The sequence below is a fragment of the Desulfovibrio desulfuricans genome (assembly GCF_024460775.1).
Classification (GTDB): domain Bacteria; phylum Desulfobacterota; class Desulfovibrionia; order Desulfovibrionales; family Desulfovibrionaceae; genus Desulfovibrio; species Desulfovibrio desulfuricans_E.
Window position 1 is genome coordinate 1 of sequence record NZ_JANFYZ010000025.1, and the last position, 18,257, is coordinate 18,257.

Here is an 18,257-nt window from a genome sequence, read left to right on the forward strand (position 1 = left end):
TTAGAAGACGCCAATACCCAAGGACTGGGTGTTGCACTTTGAACTTGAAACCGCGACAGGTATTAAGATGACAACAAAGCTGAAAAAGCCCATAGCACCCTACACTTGCAAGCAGCATGGCCAGATGGTCTTTCCACCCAAGCGAGACAGAAGATAATGACAAGCCCCAGTGACCGCCCATCTGCTGCGGCACGTTGACCCTGGTTTCCTTCAACGTGGCAAGGAAACGCAGTAATGCTTTACGACGGTTAGTACGTGGAAGAACAGAATCAAGCTCGTCCAGATAGGCATTGCCCTCGCTGAGTTGCCCTTCACGCTTATGGAATGCCGCGAGCGTGCAAGGCAGCTGCAAATAGGCACTATGCTGTGCCATGCGCCGCCATAAATCCCAGTCTCCAGCCAAACGGAATCGCGCATCAATGCCACCAGCCTTATCCCAAAGCCGCTTGCGCCAGAATGTGCCCTCTTGCTGCAAATTGCGCCAGTGCAACCCATCGCAGGCACCAGCTGCGATGAGCTGTTGCGGATAAGCAAAATCAATGCGCCCTTGGGCCAGCACTTCGCCTGCCTCGCCAATCACTCGCGGCACACCACCAAACCAGTCGCACTGAGTCAAGTCCGCTGCCGCTGCACAGACCAGAGCTAGGGCGCCATCGCACAGCGTATCATCAGCGTTGAGCCAGCCCATGAGAGCATCCTGAGGAATACTCAGAGCGCTGAATGCCCGCGAAATACCGTCATAAAGGCCAGCATCGGGCTCTGACGACCAAGAAAATTCAATATGGCTATAGCGGCCAGGATCATCTGCGATGCGGGTAGCAAAGGATGCAAGAATATCCTGACTGCCATCAGTTGAGGCGGCATCCTGCACATGGTAACGCAAGACAATCCCCTGCTGGGCAATGATGCTTTCCAGGGTTCGTCCTAGTGTTGCAGCTGCGTTATAACAGGGCGTTACAATATAAATATGTTGCATAATAATTGCCATATAATATGCTATAGTTCTACGTACAGTAGCGCAACAATCGAAATATAAAAGCAGTTTTTAGCGACAGAGTGAACTGCCACTCCCGTTTATTGACATATATATCAGACAGAAAGCGCATAACAAGTTCACATGTTCCCGCATATGATAAAGAACCACCGCAACCCCATCCCTCAATGATGCACACCAACCGGGAAGTCATCTACATTTCGCACGCCAGCACAGCCAGGGGGCGCATATGGAGAACTCATCATACAGCAACAGCAGCAAATAAAACTAACCCTACAGTTGAACAATGCACACAATAGTTCGATCCATTGTGCAAGCAACATGGCAGCAAAGACAACACGACAACTGCTGCTGATCAAAAAAACCAGGATTAAGCAACGTCATTTTCTTTCAAGTATTTCACTGTATAATTCCAAATATTGTCGCGCCACTACAGATAAAGCATAACGCTCTTCCACCACCTGACGCGCTGCAATGCACATACATGCGTGGCGCTCTTTGTCTTCCAGTATGTACGCGATACTGCGCGCCAATGCGTCAGGATCGTGGGGGACGGCAAGGCGACCATTCACCATATCTTCCACCATATCTGGTATCCCCCCAACGGCAAAAGCCGCCACAGGAGTACCACAAGACAAAGACTCCATGACTGTATAAGGAAAATTCTCTTCTCGTGAGGGGCAGACAAAGGCATCTGCCGCGCAGTATGCCAGCCTCAAGGACACATCATCGTGCAAACGGCCGAGGTATTGCACCGGATATGCTCCAATAACGTTCACACCCTCTGAAGCTCCGAAGACAAGCAATTGCACAGGATTGGCATAATACTGCGGAAGCTTTAGCAATGCAGCGCTCAACAGATCATACCCTTTATTGGCATCTTTGGAAGCAGCAATAGCACCAAAGAGTAGTGTTGGGATATGCGGAGATACACCCATTATCTTGCGGGCCAAAGGCGTTTCCAGAGGAGAAAAACGTGCTGTATCAATAGGATTTGGAATATGATGCAGTGCGCTGTGCTGCAAAAGACGGCTTTGCCTCGCCTTAAACAAGTAGGCCTTGCTCGGCAAGACAAAATCTATACGTTTTTTAGCATAGGTGCATTGTTTCACATTAAAACTTTTCTTCACCAGCCATCGCGCACCAGAGGATACTTGCGGACATGCGGCGCAAGAATCCTTGTACTGCTCACATCCCTGTAAAATATGACAGCCCCCGGTAAATCCCCATGTATCATGCAAGGTCATTACCAAGGGGGTTGTTATGCGAGCAATATCTCGCAAGGAAATAAATTCTGACTGTATCCAATGAAGGTGTGTTATATCAGCAGCGATGCCATTGATACGTCTATGGACAAAGCTGGGAAAAAGTCCACTTGAAAAAAAGCTGTTAAACTTTGTTCCAAACAATTTGAACGGCATTTTTTCTGCCCGCAATATCAGTCCAGAAAGATGCTTTCTCAATGCCCCCACAAGACGGTGCACACGGACTTCCTCACGTTCTCTCTGCAAGACCCCCAGATGTGAATCCACACCAAGTCCACATAGGGCTGTATGCAGGCGATGCGCAGCAATGGCGGCACCGCCGCCGTTGTCGTAAGTATTGCAATGAAGAATTTTCATCAGCTTAACAGCCCAACACGCGTTTTATTTTCTGCGCGAGAGGCAGCAAGTGACATTTTTGTAAAGCATTGCGCAAGCTTCGCCGTGCAGGATTGGAGTCTTCATATATGTGAACAAAATTGCGGAGCATTTCTGCATCCACAAAAATATGGTCTATCCAGCGCACTTGATCGGGCGATTTTGCCAGAGTTATATCATTGTCAAAGCGTGTGGTGAAGTTTGTTGTATGAGTCCCGCTACCAATGCCAATATTTGTTGTATAAGATCTAACAGGGTTAACCCCCACGCAGCCATACTTGAAGCGGGCGTAATCCATACGAATATCCCATGTATCAAGCTCGCCGCACATCTGCTCATTGAGCATTGAGGTTAAATCGACTCCACCCCTGTTAAAAGCACGTTGCAATGCCTGGCACTGCGAAAACATTGCATAGTCAGAGACGTTCCAGTCTATCAAAGCAAATCTGTCACGCCAACTGCCCCATCCCCAGCAGTTAAACCTCGGCACGACATACACATCGTAGGGGTAATCTGAATGCACAGGGAAAATGGCTGCCGGCGGTGACCAAGCGGAAATATTCCATACCGTTTTATGATTCTCATACTTGGCAAGCCCATCATTCAAGAAGGTCAATGTGTCAGGCGAACATAATATATCGTCTTCAATGACTATTACACGCTCATGCTCGGCAAACATCTGCTGTAAACCGTCAATGATTGAACCTGCACACCCCAGATTGTTCTCTCGTTCCACTACCCGTAGCGAGGCAAAGCCCTTGGCAGCGCGCGCAACGGCGCGGACAGTATCTGTCTTTGAACGCTCGACATCATTCCTCGGGCCATCGCAAAAAATAGTCAGATGACTCTGATCAGCAAGTTGGTTTGCTGCCAGGGCCGCAAGCGTTTGCGTTAGATTACCAGCACGATTGAAAGCAAAAACAGCAATGGGAGCTACCGATTTTAGCATACGGCCTATATCCTAAAAAAAGGCTTTGAAAAAACAACAAGCCGCCTGAGCTTATTGTATATTCTGCAAAATCGCGTTTTTTTACTCATCAGCCTGAGCCAAGGGGTGTCTTCGCGCAGCAACACAACACTTGACCAAGGTGAATATATGACCATGCCTTTTTGTCGCAAACTGGGGCGAAGCATCGTGCCACACCGGGTATTAAGCAGGGAAGCGCAATACGAAAAAGAACTGTTGGCAATCATCATTGCGGCGTTTGCCTGAGTAAGAGCCCAAAAATCGCAATAGTATTGGGGGCAACTCGCAACATTCTGAAAAACATCATCCAGCAGTAACGGACGATATCGCTTAAATAGCCGCCAAACACGAGAATCATCAGTGGCAATATAAAGCGCAGGATTGTTCAACTTTTCCCACAGAGTGTCCAACGCCTTAATTACCCAGCTCGATGGCGTCTCAAAAAAATATCCGCAGCCATAATCACCGTAGCGCATATGCAGGCCAACAACATCATAACCGTGCAATGACTGCCACGAGCTTGTTAACTCTTGCTCTACCCTTGGCACCGGCTGAAAAAGTCCACGAAAGAACGCTATGTCTTTGCAATAATAATCAATATCCTGAAAATATCCCCAAAAATCAACATCACGCAGAGGGGCATCAGCACAAGAGGCATCTAATTGCGCTTTTGTATCTACCACAACCTGCGCAAACTCTTTTGAGATATCAGGCTCATTGGTATTAAAAAGCTTTTTACCTTCCCATGCTGGAACTTGAACATCAAGACCATGCTCGCGAGCATAGAACCGCAAAAAAGCATATTGGAAAAGCTGGTTTGCAAAACGCCCGTTTTGCCCCAATGTACGCATAGTTACTGTAGCCAAAATCTATACTCCAGCATCATAAACTTGCTAATGTATACCTTAATATGCCTTACTCAAGCGGGCAACCGCATAAATTGTACAATTGTCTTTCGGCTGAAATTCCTGAAAGGAATTTCTGTGAAGATAAGAAGTGTCCACTGCCGCAATTAAAACTCACATATGCGAGAAGCAGGCAAACCCAGCAAGCATATCTTTATAGAGCTAGGCATTGGTAGTATCAGCAGCCAACTCCCGTGGTGAAGACATTTAGAACGAGCAAGACATCTGCTAAAATTTTTAAAACGCCTCTTCATGCATCACTAGCTTTGCATACAGGCTATCATACAATATTGCGCAACTAATGGGCTATGCAGACAGCCAATGGACAGCGCACGGTGACAAGGTGTACTATAAAACTTCCCATTCCAAGGTAGGAGCAAGAAGCCCAGACCGCGTAGACTGCCAAAAGGGCGAATCGCTATACCCGCCATCAATATCTACGCTTACCGATGGACCTTTTCCGGGTTCAACAATCCATTTGATAAAATGGTAACTAGCCAGCAGGTGGTATGTGTATGTGCCCTTGTTCAGCAAACCTTGAGGCAATTTTGCTTTTAAAGAATTTTTTCCAAGGCGCAATTTTGGCCACGAACCTTCTCCGGTGTCGGTCGCATACGACCAAAAAAGTTCGTTCTTTTCCTGATCAAAACAAACACAGCCAATTGTAAAAGAACTGACTATCTCATGCAGCTCAAATTCAAGCACAAGGTAGAGCGAATCCCGCGAGCCGCGTATAGAAGAGACCACGGCTCCGTCTTCATCAACTATCTTCATGGAAAGAGGCGTAAGGCAGTCCATTTGCCTTGGGGCATCAGCTTCCCACTGTGCCGTGGAATTTTTCTCTCCCTGCAAATAGGCGCTTGTGACACGGACGATGTCGTCATCATCTGATCCCACAATCCCTTCGCGCAACAGCAAACCACGCGTACACAAGTTGCGGATCATATTCATGTTATGGCTTACAAAAAGAACGGTTCGCCCCTGCCCCTTGCTCACTTCTTCCATTTTGCCGAGGCACTTTTTTTGAAATTCTGCATCACCCACGGCCAGCACTTCATCCACAATCAGGATTTCAGGCTCAAGGTGCGCAGCAACAGCAAAGGCAAGGCGCACATACATGCCCGATGAATAGCGTTTCACAGGGGTATCAAGGAACTTTTCCACCCCGGCAAAATCCACTATTTCATCAAACTTGCGGCGTACTTCCGCGCGGGTCATCCCCAGGATAGCTCCGTTGAGGTAGATATTTTCACGCCCCGTCAACTCTGCGTGAAAGCCTGTGCCTACTTCCAAAAGGCTTGCCACACGCCCACGCATTGTAATGCGCCCGGTTGTCGGCTCTGTAATCCTTGACAGCAATTTGAGCAAAGTGGATTTGCCCGCACCGTTACGACCAATAATGCCCACACGGTCGCCGGGCATAATGTCAAAATTCACATCCTTGAGCGCCCAGAATTCTTCCTGACTCTGCGCCCCCCTGCTGAGCAGGCGCTTGGGCAGCTTGAAAATTTCTTCACGCAAAGACTTGTAGGGGGTCTGCCCTTCGTGTCGGATGGTATAGCTCTTGCCGAGCCCTTCAACTGATATGATGGGTTTCATCTACTCATCCTATATTACGTCCGCAAACGTGCGTTCAGTCTTGCGAAATATTTTAATGCCGCAAATCAGCAGAATAAAGGCGCAGCCTACGCTGATGGAGAGCGCGCGAACAGGGCAGTCCATGCTGCCAAGCACAGCCCACCGAAAGCCGTCAATAACCCCGACCATTGGATTGCACTCGTAGAGCAGACGCCACTTCTCTGGCACAATGCCTGACGAAAAGCCCACGGGCGACAGATACAGGCCGAACTGGGTGATGAAGGGAACAATGATGCGGAAGTCTCGATACGTTACATTAAGTGCGCAAAGTATAAGCCCCGGCCCCAGAGCAACAAGGGCTGCGAGCAAGGTCAGGGGCAGAACAGCCAGCACCTGTATGGGCGGCGTATACTGATAAAACACCATCATTAATGCCAACAGCACAAAAGAAATGACAAAGTCCATCACAGCCACGCCCATGGTCGCAGCTGGGACTATAATCCGAGGAAAATAGACCTTGGAAACCAGATTGCTGTTGGCAATCAGACTGTTGGCAATGGCACTGATTGCCGTGGCGAACATCTGCCACGGCAGCATGGCCACAAAAACCATCAACGGGTACGGAGCCACGCCTTCAGAGGGCAACTTTGCCACCTTTGCAAACACAAAAGTAAAGGCCGCCATTGTCAACAATGGGCGCAGCACAGCCCACAAAATACCCACAACCGTCTGCTTGTACTGCACGGCCACATCGCGCCATGTCAATATGAGAAAAAGCTCGCGATAGCGCCACAGGTCTTTCCAGTATTGCCGCTCTGCGCGACCAGCCTCAATGACAAGTTCGTGAGCCATAAACGCTAATAACCCCGCTTATGCTGGTTTTGCAAAAAATCGCTGTACGCGTCGTACAAGCCGTCTTCAAGCCCTACGCGGGGTTTCCACCCCATACCAAAAAGCTTGCCCGAATCCATGAGCTTGCGGGGGGTGCCATCCGGTTTTGAGGAGTCGGTAACGATGTCGCCGTTAAAGCCCACAACCTTGGCAATCAGGCGGGCTGTTTCCAGAATGGAGTGTTCCACTCCGCTGCCCACGTTGACGTGTTCAAAGTCAGAATAGTTCTCGAGCAAAAACACGCAGGCTTCCGCCATGTCGTCCACATGCAGAAATTCGCGCAGGGCTTTGCCTGTACCCCAAATGGCAACCTCTGAGGCCCCGAGTTCTTTTGCTTCATGAAAACGCCGGATAAGCCCAGGAATCACATGGCTGTTTTCCGGGTGATAGTTGTCTCCAGGGCCATACAGATTGGTGGGCATGGCGCTGATGGCGTCAAAACCATACTGTTTGCGATAGGCCTGGCACATCTTGATGCCCGAAATTTTTGCCAGAGCGTAGGCGTCGTTGGTTGGTTCCAGCGGCCCTGTCAGCAAGTACTCTTCCTTGATGGGCTGCGGGCACAGCTTGGGGTAAATGCACGACGACCCAAGAAACAGCAGCTTTTTGCAGCCGTTGCGGTATGCGCTGTCGATAACGTTGTTCTGGATTTGCAGGTTCTGGTAAATGAACTCTGCGGGATATGTGGCATTGGCGTGGATGCCTCCCACCTTGGCGGCGGCCAGAACCACCACGTCAGGTCTGTGCTGGGCAAAAAAAGCCCGCACCCCGGCCTGATCGCACAGATCCAGTTCTGCATGCGTGCGTGTGAGCTGCCGTTCATAGCCAGAACGCGTCAAGGCACGACACAGGGCGCTGCCTACAAGCCCCCTGTGGCCCGCCACATAGACCAGAGCATCTTTGCGCATTGCCTTACTCGTTGTGGCTGAAGGTTTTAAAGCCTGCCACTTTGCACACGGCATCGCGCATGCTCAGGGCAAGGTCTTCGCGCGCCATTTCGGCAACCATGTCTTCAAAGGAGGTTTTCGGCTCCCAACCCAGCTTTTCCTTGGCCTTGGCCGGTTGGCCCAGCAAGGTTTCCACTTCGGTGGGGCGGAAGTAGCGCGGATCAACGCGCACAATAACATCGCCAGGTTTGAGATGGCATTCCAGCCCCTGACGGTTGCCAGCGACCTGCTGCAAACGACTCACGTCAACGCTTGCTACGGTGCCGGTTTCTTCCACGCCAGTGCCCTGCCAGCTAAGGCAGACGCCAAGTTCTGCGGCTGCGGCATTGACAAAGTCGCGCACGGAAAACTGCCGCCCGGTGGCGATCACAAAATCATCGGGTTTTTCCTGCTGCAACATAAGCCACTGCATTTCAACGTAATCGCGTGCGTGGCCCCAGTCGCGTTTGGCGTCCATGTTGCCGAGGTACAGGCAATCCTGCAAGCCAAGCACCATACGCGACATGGCGCGGGTAATCTTGCGGGTCACAAAGGTTTCACCGCGGATGGGCGACTCGTGGTTGAAAAGAATGCCGTTGCAGGCATACATGCCGTAAGCTTCGCGGTAGTTGACCGTAATCCAGTAGGCATAAAGCTTGGCGCAGGCATAGGGAGAGCGCGGATAGAACGGTGTTTTTTCCGTCTGCGGCACTTCCTGCACCAGCCCAAAAAGCTCAGAAGTAGATGCCTGATAAAAACGCGTAGTTTCCGAGAGCCCGGCAATGCGGATGGCCTCAAGCAGACGCAGTGTTCCGAGGGCATCCACATCCGCAGTGTATTCGGGGGACTCAAAAGAAACCTGCACATGGCTCTGCGCCGCCAGATTATACACCTCGTCCGGCTTTACTTCCTGCATGATGCGCACCAGATTGCTGGAGTCGCTCAAGTCGCCGTAGTGCAAGATAAAGTGCCGCCGGTTAGCATGCGGGTCTTCATACAAGTGATCAATGCGGTCGGTGTTGAACAACGAAGCGCGCCTTTTGATACCATGCACCTCGTAGCCCTTTTGCAACAGAAACTCCGCGAGGTAAGCCCCATCCTGCCCGGTGATGCCGGTTATAAGCGCTTTTTTCATAATTTCAGTATATTGTCTTTTTAATGGTGAAGTTACGAGAGCTGAATCTCCCTGCTGCCAACAAGGAGGCGGGTAAAATACCTTGCAAGGCTACCATTGTCCACTGGTCGAAGCGGTCGTACCGTAGCCATACAGATCAGCAGAGCTGCCCTTCCCTCCCGTACACATCTGCAAAGCGCACGATATCGTCCTCCCCCAGATAGGAGCCAGACTGGATTTCTATAAGCACCAGAGGGATAACTCCCGGATTTTTCAAGCGATGCATGGTGCCGACAGGTATGTAGGTCGACTGGTTTTCCGTAAACAGTTTAACCAGATCGCCGTTGGTCACTTCTGCCGTGCCGCTCACTACGACCCAATGCTCGGCGCGGTGGTGATGCATCTGCAAAGAAAGCTCGGCGCCGGGGTTCACAATGATGCGCTTGACCTGAAAACGCCCGTCCATGACAAGGGTTTCATAACTGCCCCACGGGCGGTACACCAGGGGATGTTGCCTGCATTCAGGCCGCTGTGCGCTTTGCAGGCGGCCAACAATCTTTTTTACGTCCTGCACACGGTCGCGCGGCGCAACAAGCACGGCATCCTGCGTTTCCACAACCACAAGCCCGCTCACGCCTATGGCCGCCAGCAGCCTGTGGTTGGCGTTAAAATAGCAATCCTCGGCACCCTCGGTCATAACATCGCCAGAGCATACGTTGCCGGAGTCGTCCTGCTGCCCTACCTGATAAAAGGCTTCCCACGAGCCAAGGTCGCTCCAGCTGACGCCCAGCGGCACAACCGCCGCCAGATCCGTTTGCTCCATGACCGCATAGTCTATGGAATCAGACGGGGAGGAAAGAAAAGCATCACTGTCTGGGCGGGAAAAGGCCTGATCATCCTTGCGGCCCTTCCAGGCGGCAGCGCAGGCGGCGTATATCTGGGGAGCAAATCGTTCCAGCTCTTTCAGATACACAGAAGCCCGCAGCAAAAACATGCCGCTGTTCCACGAATAACCGTCCTTGGCCAGCATGCCCGCAGCTTTGCCCGCATCGGGTTTTTCCACAAACCGGGCAACCCTGTAGCCGTTAGCTCCAAGGGCTTCGCCCTGTTCAATGTAGCCAAAGCCGGTCTCCGGGCCGGTGGGGGCTATGCCAAAGGTGACAATACGCCCCTGTTCCGCCAGGGGCGCCGCGCGTTTTACGCCTTCAAAAAAGATGCCTTCATCGCCAATGGCATGGTCAGAGGGCAATACCAGCATGAGCGGATCTGCGCCGTCTTCCTGCAGGGCAAAGGCCGCCAGCGCAATAGCCGGAGCAGTGTTGCGCGGCGCGGGTTCCAGCAGGATTTTACCATGCACGCCGCATTCGTACAGTTCGGCGGTCACATAAAAACGGTGAGCCTCATTGCATACAATTACAGGCTCCATGCTGTCCGGCGTGTGCTTCGCCCGCAGCACAGTATCCTTGAACAGCGTTTTCCCGCCGCCCATATCCACAAACTGCTTTGGGTATGTTTCGCGCGAAAGCGGCCACAAACGCGTACCACTACCACCGCACAGAATCACAGGGGCAATATTCTGCATGAATTTCCTCACCATTGCATCAATGTTGGAACACCAATCTGACCTACCGCCAGCAGGGCCTACAATTCCATGCTACGCCATCAACCGCCCGCAAACAAGCGTCGCATCCGTACGCGGCAGAGCCGCTAACGCGTTCCTCAGGCAGGTATGGCCCCGCCCTGTTCGTCCAGAAACCGCAGTATTTCAGCCGTTTTTTCTTCCATCAGCACACTGTTCCCCCTGCTCTCCACATTCAGGCGCAGCAGGGGTTCGGTATTGGACATGCGCAGATTGAAACGCCAGTCGGTAAATTCCAGATTAACGCCGTCCATGCTGTCTTCGTGCAGAGCCGAAGGCGCGTAACGATCCCTCACCTGCCGCATGAGGGCGGGTGCATCCTGCACACGACGGTTGATTTCACCGCTGCACGGATAGGCCGCCATGCGTTCTGCCACCAGCGCAGCCAGGGGCTTGCCTGTGCGGTGCAGCAACGAGGCCACCAGCAGCCAGGGCAGCATACCCGAGTCGCAGTACGCAAAATCGCGAAAATAATGATGTGCGCTCATCTCGCCGCCATACACGGCATCTTCGGCGCGCATGCGTTCCTTCATGAAGGCGTGTCCAGTCTTGCCCATTACGGGCTGGCCGCCTGCGGCCTGCACCACCTCGCGGGTGTTCCAGTACACTCTGGTGTCGTGCACCACCTTGCCGCCAGGCACACGCCGCAGCAGTTCCTGCGCCAGCAGGCCTATGCAGTAGTAACCTTCAATAAAATTGCCGTCCGCGTCATAAAAAAAACAGCGGTCAAAATCGCCGTCCCAGGCTACGCCCATGTCCGCGCCAGACTCGCGCACGGCAGCGGCTGTGGCCGCCCGGCGCTCCGGCAGCAGGGGGTTGGGTACGCCATCGGGAAAAGTTCCGTCCGGCTGCATCTGCCGGCAGACAAATTCAAAGGGCAACGCTGCCATCAGATCGTTCAGCACCAGTCCGGCGCAGCCATTACCAGCGTCACCCACAATCTTCAGGGGTTTGCGGCCAGCAACCGGGGCAAGCTGCCCAGCCCCGCTGTATTCCAGCAGCCAGGCCACATAGTCGGCACGGAACGAGGCATGCTGCAGAGGGGAGACATCAAGGGACCCGGCAGTGTCGCCGCTCTCGGCAAGAATGGCCTCAACCCGGTCGCGCAGGGCAAACAGGCCGGAATCGCCACTGATGGGTATGGCCCCGCCGCGCACCAGCTTGAAGCCGTTTTCGTCCGCCGGGTTATGACTGCCCGTAATCATGACGCCCGCCCCAAAGGGCTGATTTGCGGCGGCATAATAGATTTCTTCCGTGCCGCACATACCTATGTCCGTCACCTGCGCCCCGGCCTCATGCAAACCCAAGGCCAGCGCATCTCGCAGTTCGGGGCCGGAAAGCCGGGCATCACGTCCAATTACAACACTTTTTGCGCCCAGTATTTCAACAACGGCCCTGCCCAGTGCACGGGCCAGCGGCGCATTGAGAACGCCCGGCACACGGCCCCGGATATCGTAGGCTTTGAAGCATGAAAGTGAATTGCCCATGACGTCCCTCTTCTGAATTATATTGGTGCATTGCCCTTTCATTCCAGACCAAGAGGACAATGCACACCTTTTATCCAACTTGCAGCCCGATTGCCAATGTATTTTGACGCATACAGGCTCCGTACGGAATCTGGCCGCCGTGCATACAAACCCCAAAAGTCCGCCTACAGCTTTTACGGACATGAAACGCATAAAAAAAGGGGCCACGGTATTATCCGTAACCCCTTGATATTGTGGTGGAGAAGAAGGGATTTGAACCCTCGACCCCCGCCTTGCGAAGGCGCGGATAGCATTTTTATAGATTTTTAATAATTCTCTCTAGTTGCTATAATTATTGAATTTTTATAAAATTATATTGCATTGACTACTACCAATTTTTACGACATTTCATAATGCGTGTTGGGAATTGTGTTGGGAAAGCAAGCAGCCCAACATACAACCGAGAATAGCCATGAAAAAATCAAAACGCGAAAAATCTCAAAAATATGCAGGAGTCTACTTCAGGCTCGATACCAACGGTAAAGAACGTACTTACTACATTGTTTACCGCCAGGGAGGACGAGAGGCCAAACTCATTGAGGAGCCTGTCGGTAAGGCTTCTTGTGGCATGACCGAAGCAAAGGCTGCGCAAATTAGGGCAGATAGAATGCGCGGCAAGGACAAATCCAACACAGAAAAAAGAAAGGAGTGCGCTGATATACGTCAGGCTGAGCGCGATCGCTGGACTTTAGATCGCATCTGGCAGACATACCAAGAGGCGCATCCTGAACACAAAAGCCGTCAGCGGGACATTAGCCGATACAACACCCATATTGGACCACATTTTGGACAACGAACCCCTGAAGAGATGCTCACCGCAGACATTGACATCTTCAAAGCCGAAAGCCTCAAGGCGGGCAAATCCAATGGTACCATTCAGAGGGTCATTTCTCAGCTACGGGCAATAATAAACTTTGGTGTCAAACGTGGTCTCTGCCAGCCCTTACATCCGGGGCGGCTTACCATAGAGTCTATCCATGTTGATGGAGAAAAAACAGAAATGCTAACCAAGGAGCAAGTCGTGCATCTACTTGAGGCCTTGGACGCGGAGTCGGATCAGGATGCAGCGGCTCTAATCCGGCTTGCTATGGTAACGGGCATGCGCAAAGGTGCTTTGCTTGCTCTGCAATGGGGAGATTGTGATTTTGTTCGGAATATAATTACATTGCGTGGGGCATCTGCCAAGAAAGGCGTTACCGAACATGTACCCATGAATGAAGCTGCCCGCACAATCTTGCTAAAACTATCGCGTACGGGAAGCTCCTTCGTATTTCCAGGTAGGGATGGAGGCCAGCGAAAGGACTATCGGCGCATAGCCCGGCGAGTAAAAAAAAATGCGGGCTTACCTGATGATTTTCGTCCATTGCATGGGCTTCGACATCATTTTGCCAGCTTTCTTGCGTCAAGTGGCAAAGTTGACTTATATACCTTGCAGAAGCTTCTGACCCATTCAAGCCCGCAAATGACGCAACGCTATGCGCATTTGGCGGATGAAGCAATGAAGCAAGCTGCTGGCGTGGCGGATTCAATCATTAATAGGACACCCACAGAAATTGAAAGAGGGATGCACAGAGTAGGAGAAGATGACAATGACAATGCCTAAGGACTTCAGAACCATTCTGAGAAATATTCCAGAAGATGATGTTGCAAATTTCAGGAAGAATAATAAGCAAATCAAAAAAAATGAAGACATTGAAATCCGCAATCTTCTCTCTGGTGACACATGGAAGTTTGTATATACAGCAAAACATGTACACAAAAATCATCACAATTTGATAAATAACAATAGAAATAATATTGAAATATTATTTCGTCATATTGATGAAGAATATTTCACTCTCAGATGTATTGTTAATGCATTAGCGTGCAAAATTGCTGGAGAGGCAACCGCTTATCCGTTGGAAACCTTGAGTGAAAAAGAGCGTTGTGCTGCATTAGAGCTTTTAATTTTTTCTTGCAAATTTGGCTATTATTTCTGGGATATCGATAGAAAATGTGATTCTAATGATATTTTTGATTTCTTTATAAATCATGACTCAATGCCAATTCCAGTACTTCCGTATAATAACAGTTCTGAGCAAAGAGCACGGATTATTACATTCAGTATTGCACTAGGATCAATATTTGATGTAAGAGAATCTTTCATAGAAGAGATGAAAAACAAGCAGTTTACATTCTCAATGAATTCTCAGTTTGGTGATGATAATTTTGAAAAGAAGCTTAAAGAGATAGAGATCCAGCATAAAATGACAGACATCGGTATTAAGCAAATACTTGATGGCGATCCTCGACAGGTTGATGAGGTTGCAAAACTGGTTAAAATGAGGAAACTCGTAGTCCCAGATAACTTTCATTCTGATTCAACACCTGCACGCTGCATTGGACTTCTTATGTATGATATTATGGTTTCGCCAGATGAACCATGCGATGATATAATAAGTAGATTTAAATCATCAGAAAAATATCGAGAAATAGAAACAATCAGGCTTTTTAAAAAATCAGATAACGCTTACATTTCTGATAAAGATAATGGAACATTAAAAAGATGGCTCAAAACAACGCAAAAGTGCATAGAAAAAATGGCTGTTTTGCCATTTAAGTAGTCTGATACAGAATGATTGAGATACAATGTCAAGCACACTATCTAAATTTGCATTCGCACCGGGCAATAGCTGTTTCTGTCCATGAGCAGTAAGGGGTACCTTCCTCCCATACGGTCATGTAACAGATGAGTTGAAATGCCGCGGTTTGAGACTTCAATGCCGGAAGTAAGTACCCACGACATCTACTGGCTTGTCTACAGAGGTTTCGTCAACCTGACCTTACAATGGTCTGTCAGCGAATCTGCTGCAATTCGTTTGTGGAACGCATATGTTGCGACTTGACCTATACTTCAGTCGAAGAATAAGCGTATAGTAAGGGCAGGGAAGCGGGAAGCCCCGTTTCCCTGCCCAAGAATCAACTGTGATGATTACCTGCCTTCGCTTTCAGGCAAGGCCAGTCTTTCCGGTTCTTCTTCAGCATTGCATCTGCTGTCTTTTCGATTTTCCAATTCCACCGACACAGCTGCCGCTGTGAATACCCCTGCGATCCCTGCCAGTATGCCACCTATAAATGCCCATTTACTGCTCATGTCCTTGCTCCTTCTTGCTAGCCGGGTACAGGCTAATCATCCCAGTTATCTTTTATGGCCTGAAGTACAGCGATAACAACTGGTATCCAGTTCAGGTAATTCATTTACCCTCCCTTCATTTAGCAGCGCTGGATGCGCCGCTTTTTGTTAAGTAAGAAGAAACGAAATATTCCCGTTCGGCGCAAACATCTGAAATCAAGCGGTACCATCATGCTGCACCGCCTTTAAGCAATGCGGCCTGCAGCATTGCAAACATGGCAGGCACCAGATCAGGCAGATCGTTGACCACCTTGCTGGTATGCGGCAGCAGGTGCGTAATGTGCTCATCCCGTATGCCGAGGCCATAAACTTCAAAGCCGAGTTGTTGGGCCACCCCTATGGCATTGTTTGCGGCCAGCGGGTTGTCCGGCATGCCGTCAGTGATAACCAAGATCATCTTGCGTTGCTCCTTGAGGGGCAGCATGGTTTGCAAAACCCACCACAAGGCTCCAGCCAAGGGAGTTCCGCCAGAAGCTCGAATATCAAACAGGTCTGGCACCACCTGCCCGTGCCGCATGATGGGGAATACCGAGTTAGTGGCCATGGTTGCGGGAAAGGCCGTTACTGCCGAGTTCACGCCACGGATACGACTCAGGGCCGTTGCCACAGCAAAGCAGGCCCTATTGGCAAGGTTAATCGGTGCGCCAGCCATGCTGCCGCTTACGTCCAACAGGATATGAACAGCCGTATTGAGGCCCAGTTGCACGGACTCTTTTTGGAAAACACGAGCATTGCCAACCTGCAGCCGATGTAGCGAATTGGCGTGCAGTGTGCCCTTGCGCCCAATTCTGCATCGCCTTTGCGTTTGCGCCTGCAGAAAGCCCTGAAGACGAGTGCGCAGGGCAATGCTGGCCTGAAGGGCTTGCAGCCTCTGCTCTGCTGGCAAGGGGGCTGCTTGTCGGGTGCCTTCCACAGCCACGGTCAATGCGTCACCAGCGGATTCTGCGCTGTTATTGGCAAGCTCAATCGCCATGATTTCGCCGAGTTGCTGGGGTAGATCCTGCGCCTCCGCATGGAAAAGGGCCTTGAGTGGTAAATCACTCGGCGCTTGAACCGGTTCAGATTGCTGGTCGACTTGTGTGGCAGAATCGTTGACCTCCCCTGTCGCCCTAGGTGTGGCTCCCTGGTCGTTTGTGCTCGCGCATTTGCTAGTTGAAGGCTGTCGAGGCGGTTCCCACTGCCTGACGCATATGGCAATTTGTCGAGCATATTCGACTGCTGCCGCAGTATCCGGGCAATGGATGTAAACCTTGACCAAGATGGCATCCAGAGCCCCTAGCAAGCAGGGGAAGTGCTGCTCCACGATGCTTGCCGCGTGTTTCCGTGCCGGGGTCACCTCATCCACATCCCAGGCTCGCACTGTCAACAGCACATAGTCCAAAACAGCAAGGGCCGGGGAATCATCCCCGGCCCTTGGCTGTGCTTGCTCTACAAAAAATCGTCGTATCAGCCAGTTCAGATTTCTCCTGCAGCCAGGGAATATGCCTGACAGCATTTTTTCAACACGCCAATCTTCAAGACAGTTGAACAAATTGAAGGTTACTGGATCAAGGTTTGCCGCTTTCAGCACGCTAAAATCTGTGTGCCGTATATGGGCAGCCTCATGGTCTGTGAACCCCTTGGCCAAAGCCAATAATTCCGGCTCACAATCAATGGGCAACGATGGCAGATGGATAACTTTACCGTTGGTGCAGGCTTCCTTGCCGCCAATACATACCTGCACACCATAGCGGTCGCCAAGGATGGACGCCAGCAAGGGCAGACAGTTGAGAACATCTTTTGTGCGTACCATGGTGTCACCACAGACCCAGGCTGGGGATGGCAGGATGCGGCAAAGCGCTATCAGCCACGGGAATCTCAGGCAGGATGGGTTCATCATCCATATTCCCATCCATGGTGCCATCCATCTGTCCAGCAAGGCCGTCCGGCTCGTGGATAACGTCCGGACCAGCCAACAGGGCATCAAGCACAAACGCCGGGCCGTAGCCCTCAACAACTTTTTGGGCGTGGCCCACAAGGGCCGTACTGTCCTTGAGCAGACAGACCAGACCCTGCAACAGCAGCAAGTCTGTACCGGTGATGTTTCCCTTCTTGGGCATGCGAAGTAGCGCAGCCTGCACGATGTCAGCCACTGGGGCCACATGTGGCTCTATAAATGACAAGCCCGTGAGCTTGGCATGCAGGGTGCGCAGCGGCGAGAGCGCCTTGTGGGTTACCTCCGTTTTACCATGATAAACCCTGCGCCATATATCGTCAGCCGACTTGGCCACCTCATCAAACAGGGTGCCGCCGAGGCCCTGCACCTCTTCCGCCAGGCCAGCTTCCAGCACAGCGGTGTTGTCTGTGTGCTGTTCAAGCGGGGCCACCTTGTACAACTGCCAGCGAAAATCCATGCGGGCGCGTACATAGTCAGGCCCCACAAGGGAGTTACGAATGATTTCGCCCCACTGATGGTGCTTCTCAATCCATGCCTGCACATTTTGGTCATAGTCAGCTAGAAATGCTTCCTTTTCTTTCTGGAATTCAGTGCGGATGTTAAGCAGCTCCTGCACGATTTCGCCGGCCTTTTCTTCGGGTATGGCCCAGCCGGACATGAACCGCACGCCGTGACGGTCAAGGTAGTTGAAGGCGCGGGCTTTGAGTGTGCCGAACACCTTGAGGTTTTCCGGGTCGGCAATGCGCTTTGAGCCCAGAGAAGCCAGATCTTCGGGGGGCAGTTCCGCACCCCCCAGGTCTTCCTGGCTCATTTTGCGCCGGGCTGACCATAAGCTGACGTTAAGGTTAAGGGCCAGCAAATTGTCCAAAATGCGGATATCAGAAACAAGCTGAGTCATGGTAGCCTCCTAGAATGAGCTTTTTGTTGTATTGAGGGAGTAGCCTTCTTTGATTTTCTTTTCTGCGCGTG

15 protein-coding genes are annotated in these 18,257 nt (G+C 51.2%); 2 read left to right on the top strand and 13 right to left on the bottom strand.

From position 1 onward, the window contains the following. From NE637_RS15090 to NE637_RS15135, 10 genes are all read right to left on the bottom strand, one after another. Positions 1–988: glycosyltransferase (locus NE637_RS15090; protein WP_256267781.1), on the bottom strand; the 988-nt coding region annotated here is incomplete at its 3' end. 386 nt (positions 989–1,374) lie between these two features. Next, the gene (locus NE637_RS15095) at positions 1,375–2,616 is read right to left on the bottom strand and encodes a glycosyltransferase (RefSeq protein WP_227118900.1); all 1,242 of its coding nucleotides are present in this window, start codon (positions 2,614–2,616) and stop codon (positions 1,375–1,377) included. A gap of 4 nt (positions 2,617–2,620) precedes the next feature. Continuing rightward, entirely contained in the window at positions 2,621–3,583 is a 963-nt protein-coding gene (locus NE637_RS15100; RefSeq protein ID WP_192113703.1) for a glycosyltransferase family protein, read from the bottom strand. Positions 3,584–3,588: 5 nt separating this feature from the next. Then, a complete protein-coding gene (locus NE637_RS15105; RefSeq protein ID WP_227118902.1) occupies positions 3,589–4,467 on the bottom strand; it encodes an O-fucosyltransferase family protein in 879 nt (292 codons plus the stop codon). Positions 4,468–4,854: 387 nt separating this feature from the next. Next, on the bottom strand, positions 4,855–5,943 hold the full coding sequence (locus NE637_RS15110) for an ABC transporter ATP-binding protein (protein WP_256186018.1): 1,089 nt from the start codon (positions 5,941–5,943) through the stop codon (positions 4,855–4,857). 171 nt (positions 5,944–6,114) lie between these two features. Next, positions 6,115–6,936 carry an ABC transporter permease gene (locus NE637_RS15115; protein WP_227118906.1) on the bottom strand — a complete coding sequence of 274 codons (822 nt, stop codon included), beginning with the start codon at positions 6,934–6,936 and terminating at the stop codon, positions 6,115–6,117. Between the two features lie 5 nt (positions 6,937–6,941). Continuing rightward, positions 6,942–7,883 carry a GDP-L-fucose synthase family protein gene (locus NE637_RS15120; protein ID WP_227118908.1) on the bottom strand — a complete coding sequence of 314 codons (942 nt, stop codon included), beginning with the start codon at positions 7,881–7,883 and terminating at the stop codon, positions 6,942–6,944. Positions 7,884–7,887: 4 nt separating this feature from the next. After that, positions 7,888–9,036 (bottom strand): GDP-mannose 4,6-dehydratase, encoded by a 1,149-nt coding sequence (gene gmd / locus NE637_RS15125; protein ID WP_192113698.1) that lies wholly within the window; start codon positions 9,034–9,036, stop codon positions 7,888–7,890. 136 nt (positions 9,037–9,172) lie between these two features. Beyond that, positions 9,173–10,597, bottom strand: coding sequence for a mannose-1-phosphate guanylyltransferase/mannose-6-phosphate isomerase (locus NE637_RS15130; protein ID WP_275161419.1), 1,425 nt, complete (start codon positions 10,595–10,597; stop codon positions 9,173–9,175). A 137-nt stretch (positions 10,598–10,734) separates the two neighbouring features. Then, positions 10,735–12,141: a phosphohexomutase domain-containing protein gene (locus NE637_RS15135; protein ID WP_227118912.1), complete on the bottom strand. Its 1,407-nt coding sequence runs from the start codon at positions 12,139–12,141 to the stop codon at positions 10,735–10,737. A gap of 451 nt (positions 12,142–12,592) precedes the next feature. Here NE637_RS15135 and NE637_RS15140 point away from each other — a divergent pair, with 451 nt between their 5' ends. Both NE637_RS15140 and NE637_RS15145 read left to right on the top strand, forming a co-directional pair. Continuing rightward, positions 12,593–13,783 (top strand): tyrosine-type recombinase/integrase, encoded by a 1,191-nt coding sequence (locus NE637_RS15140; RefSeq protein ID WP_256267782.1) that lies wholly within the window; start codon positions 12,593–12,595, stop codon positions 13,781–13,783. After that, entirely contained in the window at positions 13,770–14,783 is a 1,014-nt protein-coding gene (locus NE637_RS15145) for a hypothetical protein (protein ID WP_256267784.1), read from the top strand. Before NE637_RS15140 ends, NE637_RS15145 begins: the two co-directional genes overlap by 14 nt. A gap of 368 nt (positions 14,784–15,151) precedes the next feature. Here the strand turns inward: NE637_RS15145 and NE637_RS15150 are convergent, their stop codons facing one another. From NE637_RS15150 to NE637_RS15160, 3 genes are all read right to left on the bottom strand, one after another. Beyond that, a complete protein-coding gene (locus tag NE637_RS15150) occupies positions 15,152–15,313 on the bottom strand; it encodes a hypothetical protein (protein ID WP_256267785.1) in 162 nt (53 codons plus the stop codon). 208 nt (positions 15,314–15,521) lie between these two features. Next, on the bottom strand, positions 15,522–17,144 hold the full coding sequence (locus NE637_RS15155) for a cobaltochelatase CobT-related protein (protein ID WP_256267786.1): 1,623 nt from the start codon (positions 17,142–17,144) through the stop codon (positions 15,522–15,524). 4 nt (positions 17,145–17,148) lie between these two features. Beyond that, positions 17,149–18,186, bottom strand: coding sequence for a DUF3150 domain-containing protein (locus NE637_RS15160; RefSeq protein ID WP_215646947.1), 1,038 nt, complete (start codon positions 18,184–18,186; stop codon positions 17,149–17,151). Between the last annotated feature and the right edge of the window lie 71 nt (positions 18,187–18,257).

Coding starts and splice junctions, on each gene's coding strand:
- NE637_RS15100 (WP_192113703.1), bottom strand. CDS start 3,583: ATGCTAAAATCGGTAGCTCCCATTGCTGTTTTTGCTTTCAATCGTGCT.
- NE637_RS15095 (WP_227118900.1), bottom strand. CDS start 2,616: ATGAAAATTCTTCATTGCAATACTTACGACAACGGCGGCGGTGCCGCC.
- NE637_RS15155 (WP_256267786.1), bottom strand. CDS start 17,144: ATGGTACGCACAAAAGATGTTCTCAACTGTCTGCCCTTGCTGGCGTCC.
- NE637_RS15120 (WP_227118908.1), bottom strand. CDS start 7,883: ATGCGCAAAGATGCTCTGGTCTATGTGGCGGGCCACAGGGGGCTTGTA.
- NE637_RS15135 (WP_227118912.1), bottom strand. CDS start 12,141: ATGGGCAATTCACTTTCATGCTTCAAAGCCTACGATATCCGGGGCCGT.
- NE637_RS15150 (WP_256267785.1), bottom strand. CDS start 15,313: ATGAGCAGTAAATGGGCATTTATAGGTGGCATACTGGCAGGGATCGCA.
- NE637_RS15160 (WP_215646947.1), bottom strand. CDS start 18,186: ATGACTCAGCTTGTTTCTGATATCCGCATTTTGGACAATTTGCTGGCC.
- NE637_RS15115 (WP_227118906.1), bottom strand. CDS start 6,936: ATGGCTCACGAACTTGTCATTGAGGCTGGTCGCGCAGAGCGGCAATAC.
- NE637_RS15140 (WP_256267782.1), top strand. CDS start 12,593: ATGAAAAAATCAAAACGCGAAAAATCTCAAAAATATGCAGGAGTCTAC.
- NE637_RS15145 (WP_256267784.1), top strand. CDS start 13,770: ATGACAATGCCTAAGGACTTCAGAACCATTCTGAGAAATATTCCAGAA.
- gmd (WP_192113698.1), bottom strand. CDS start 9,036: ATGAAAAAAGCGCTTATAACCGGCATCACCGGGCAGGATGGGGCTTAC.
- NE637_RS15130 (WP_275161419.1), bottom strand. CDS start 10,597: ATGCAGAATATTGCCCCTGTGATTCTGTGCGGTGGTAGTGGTACGCGT.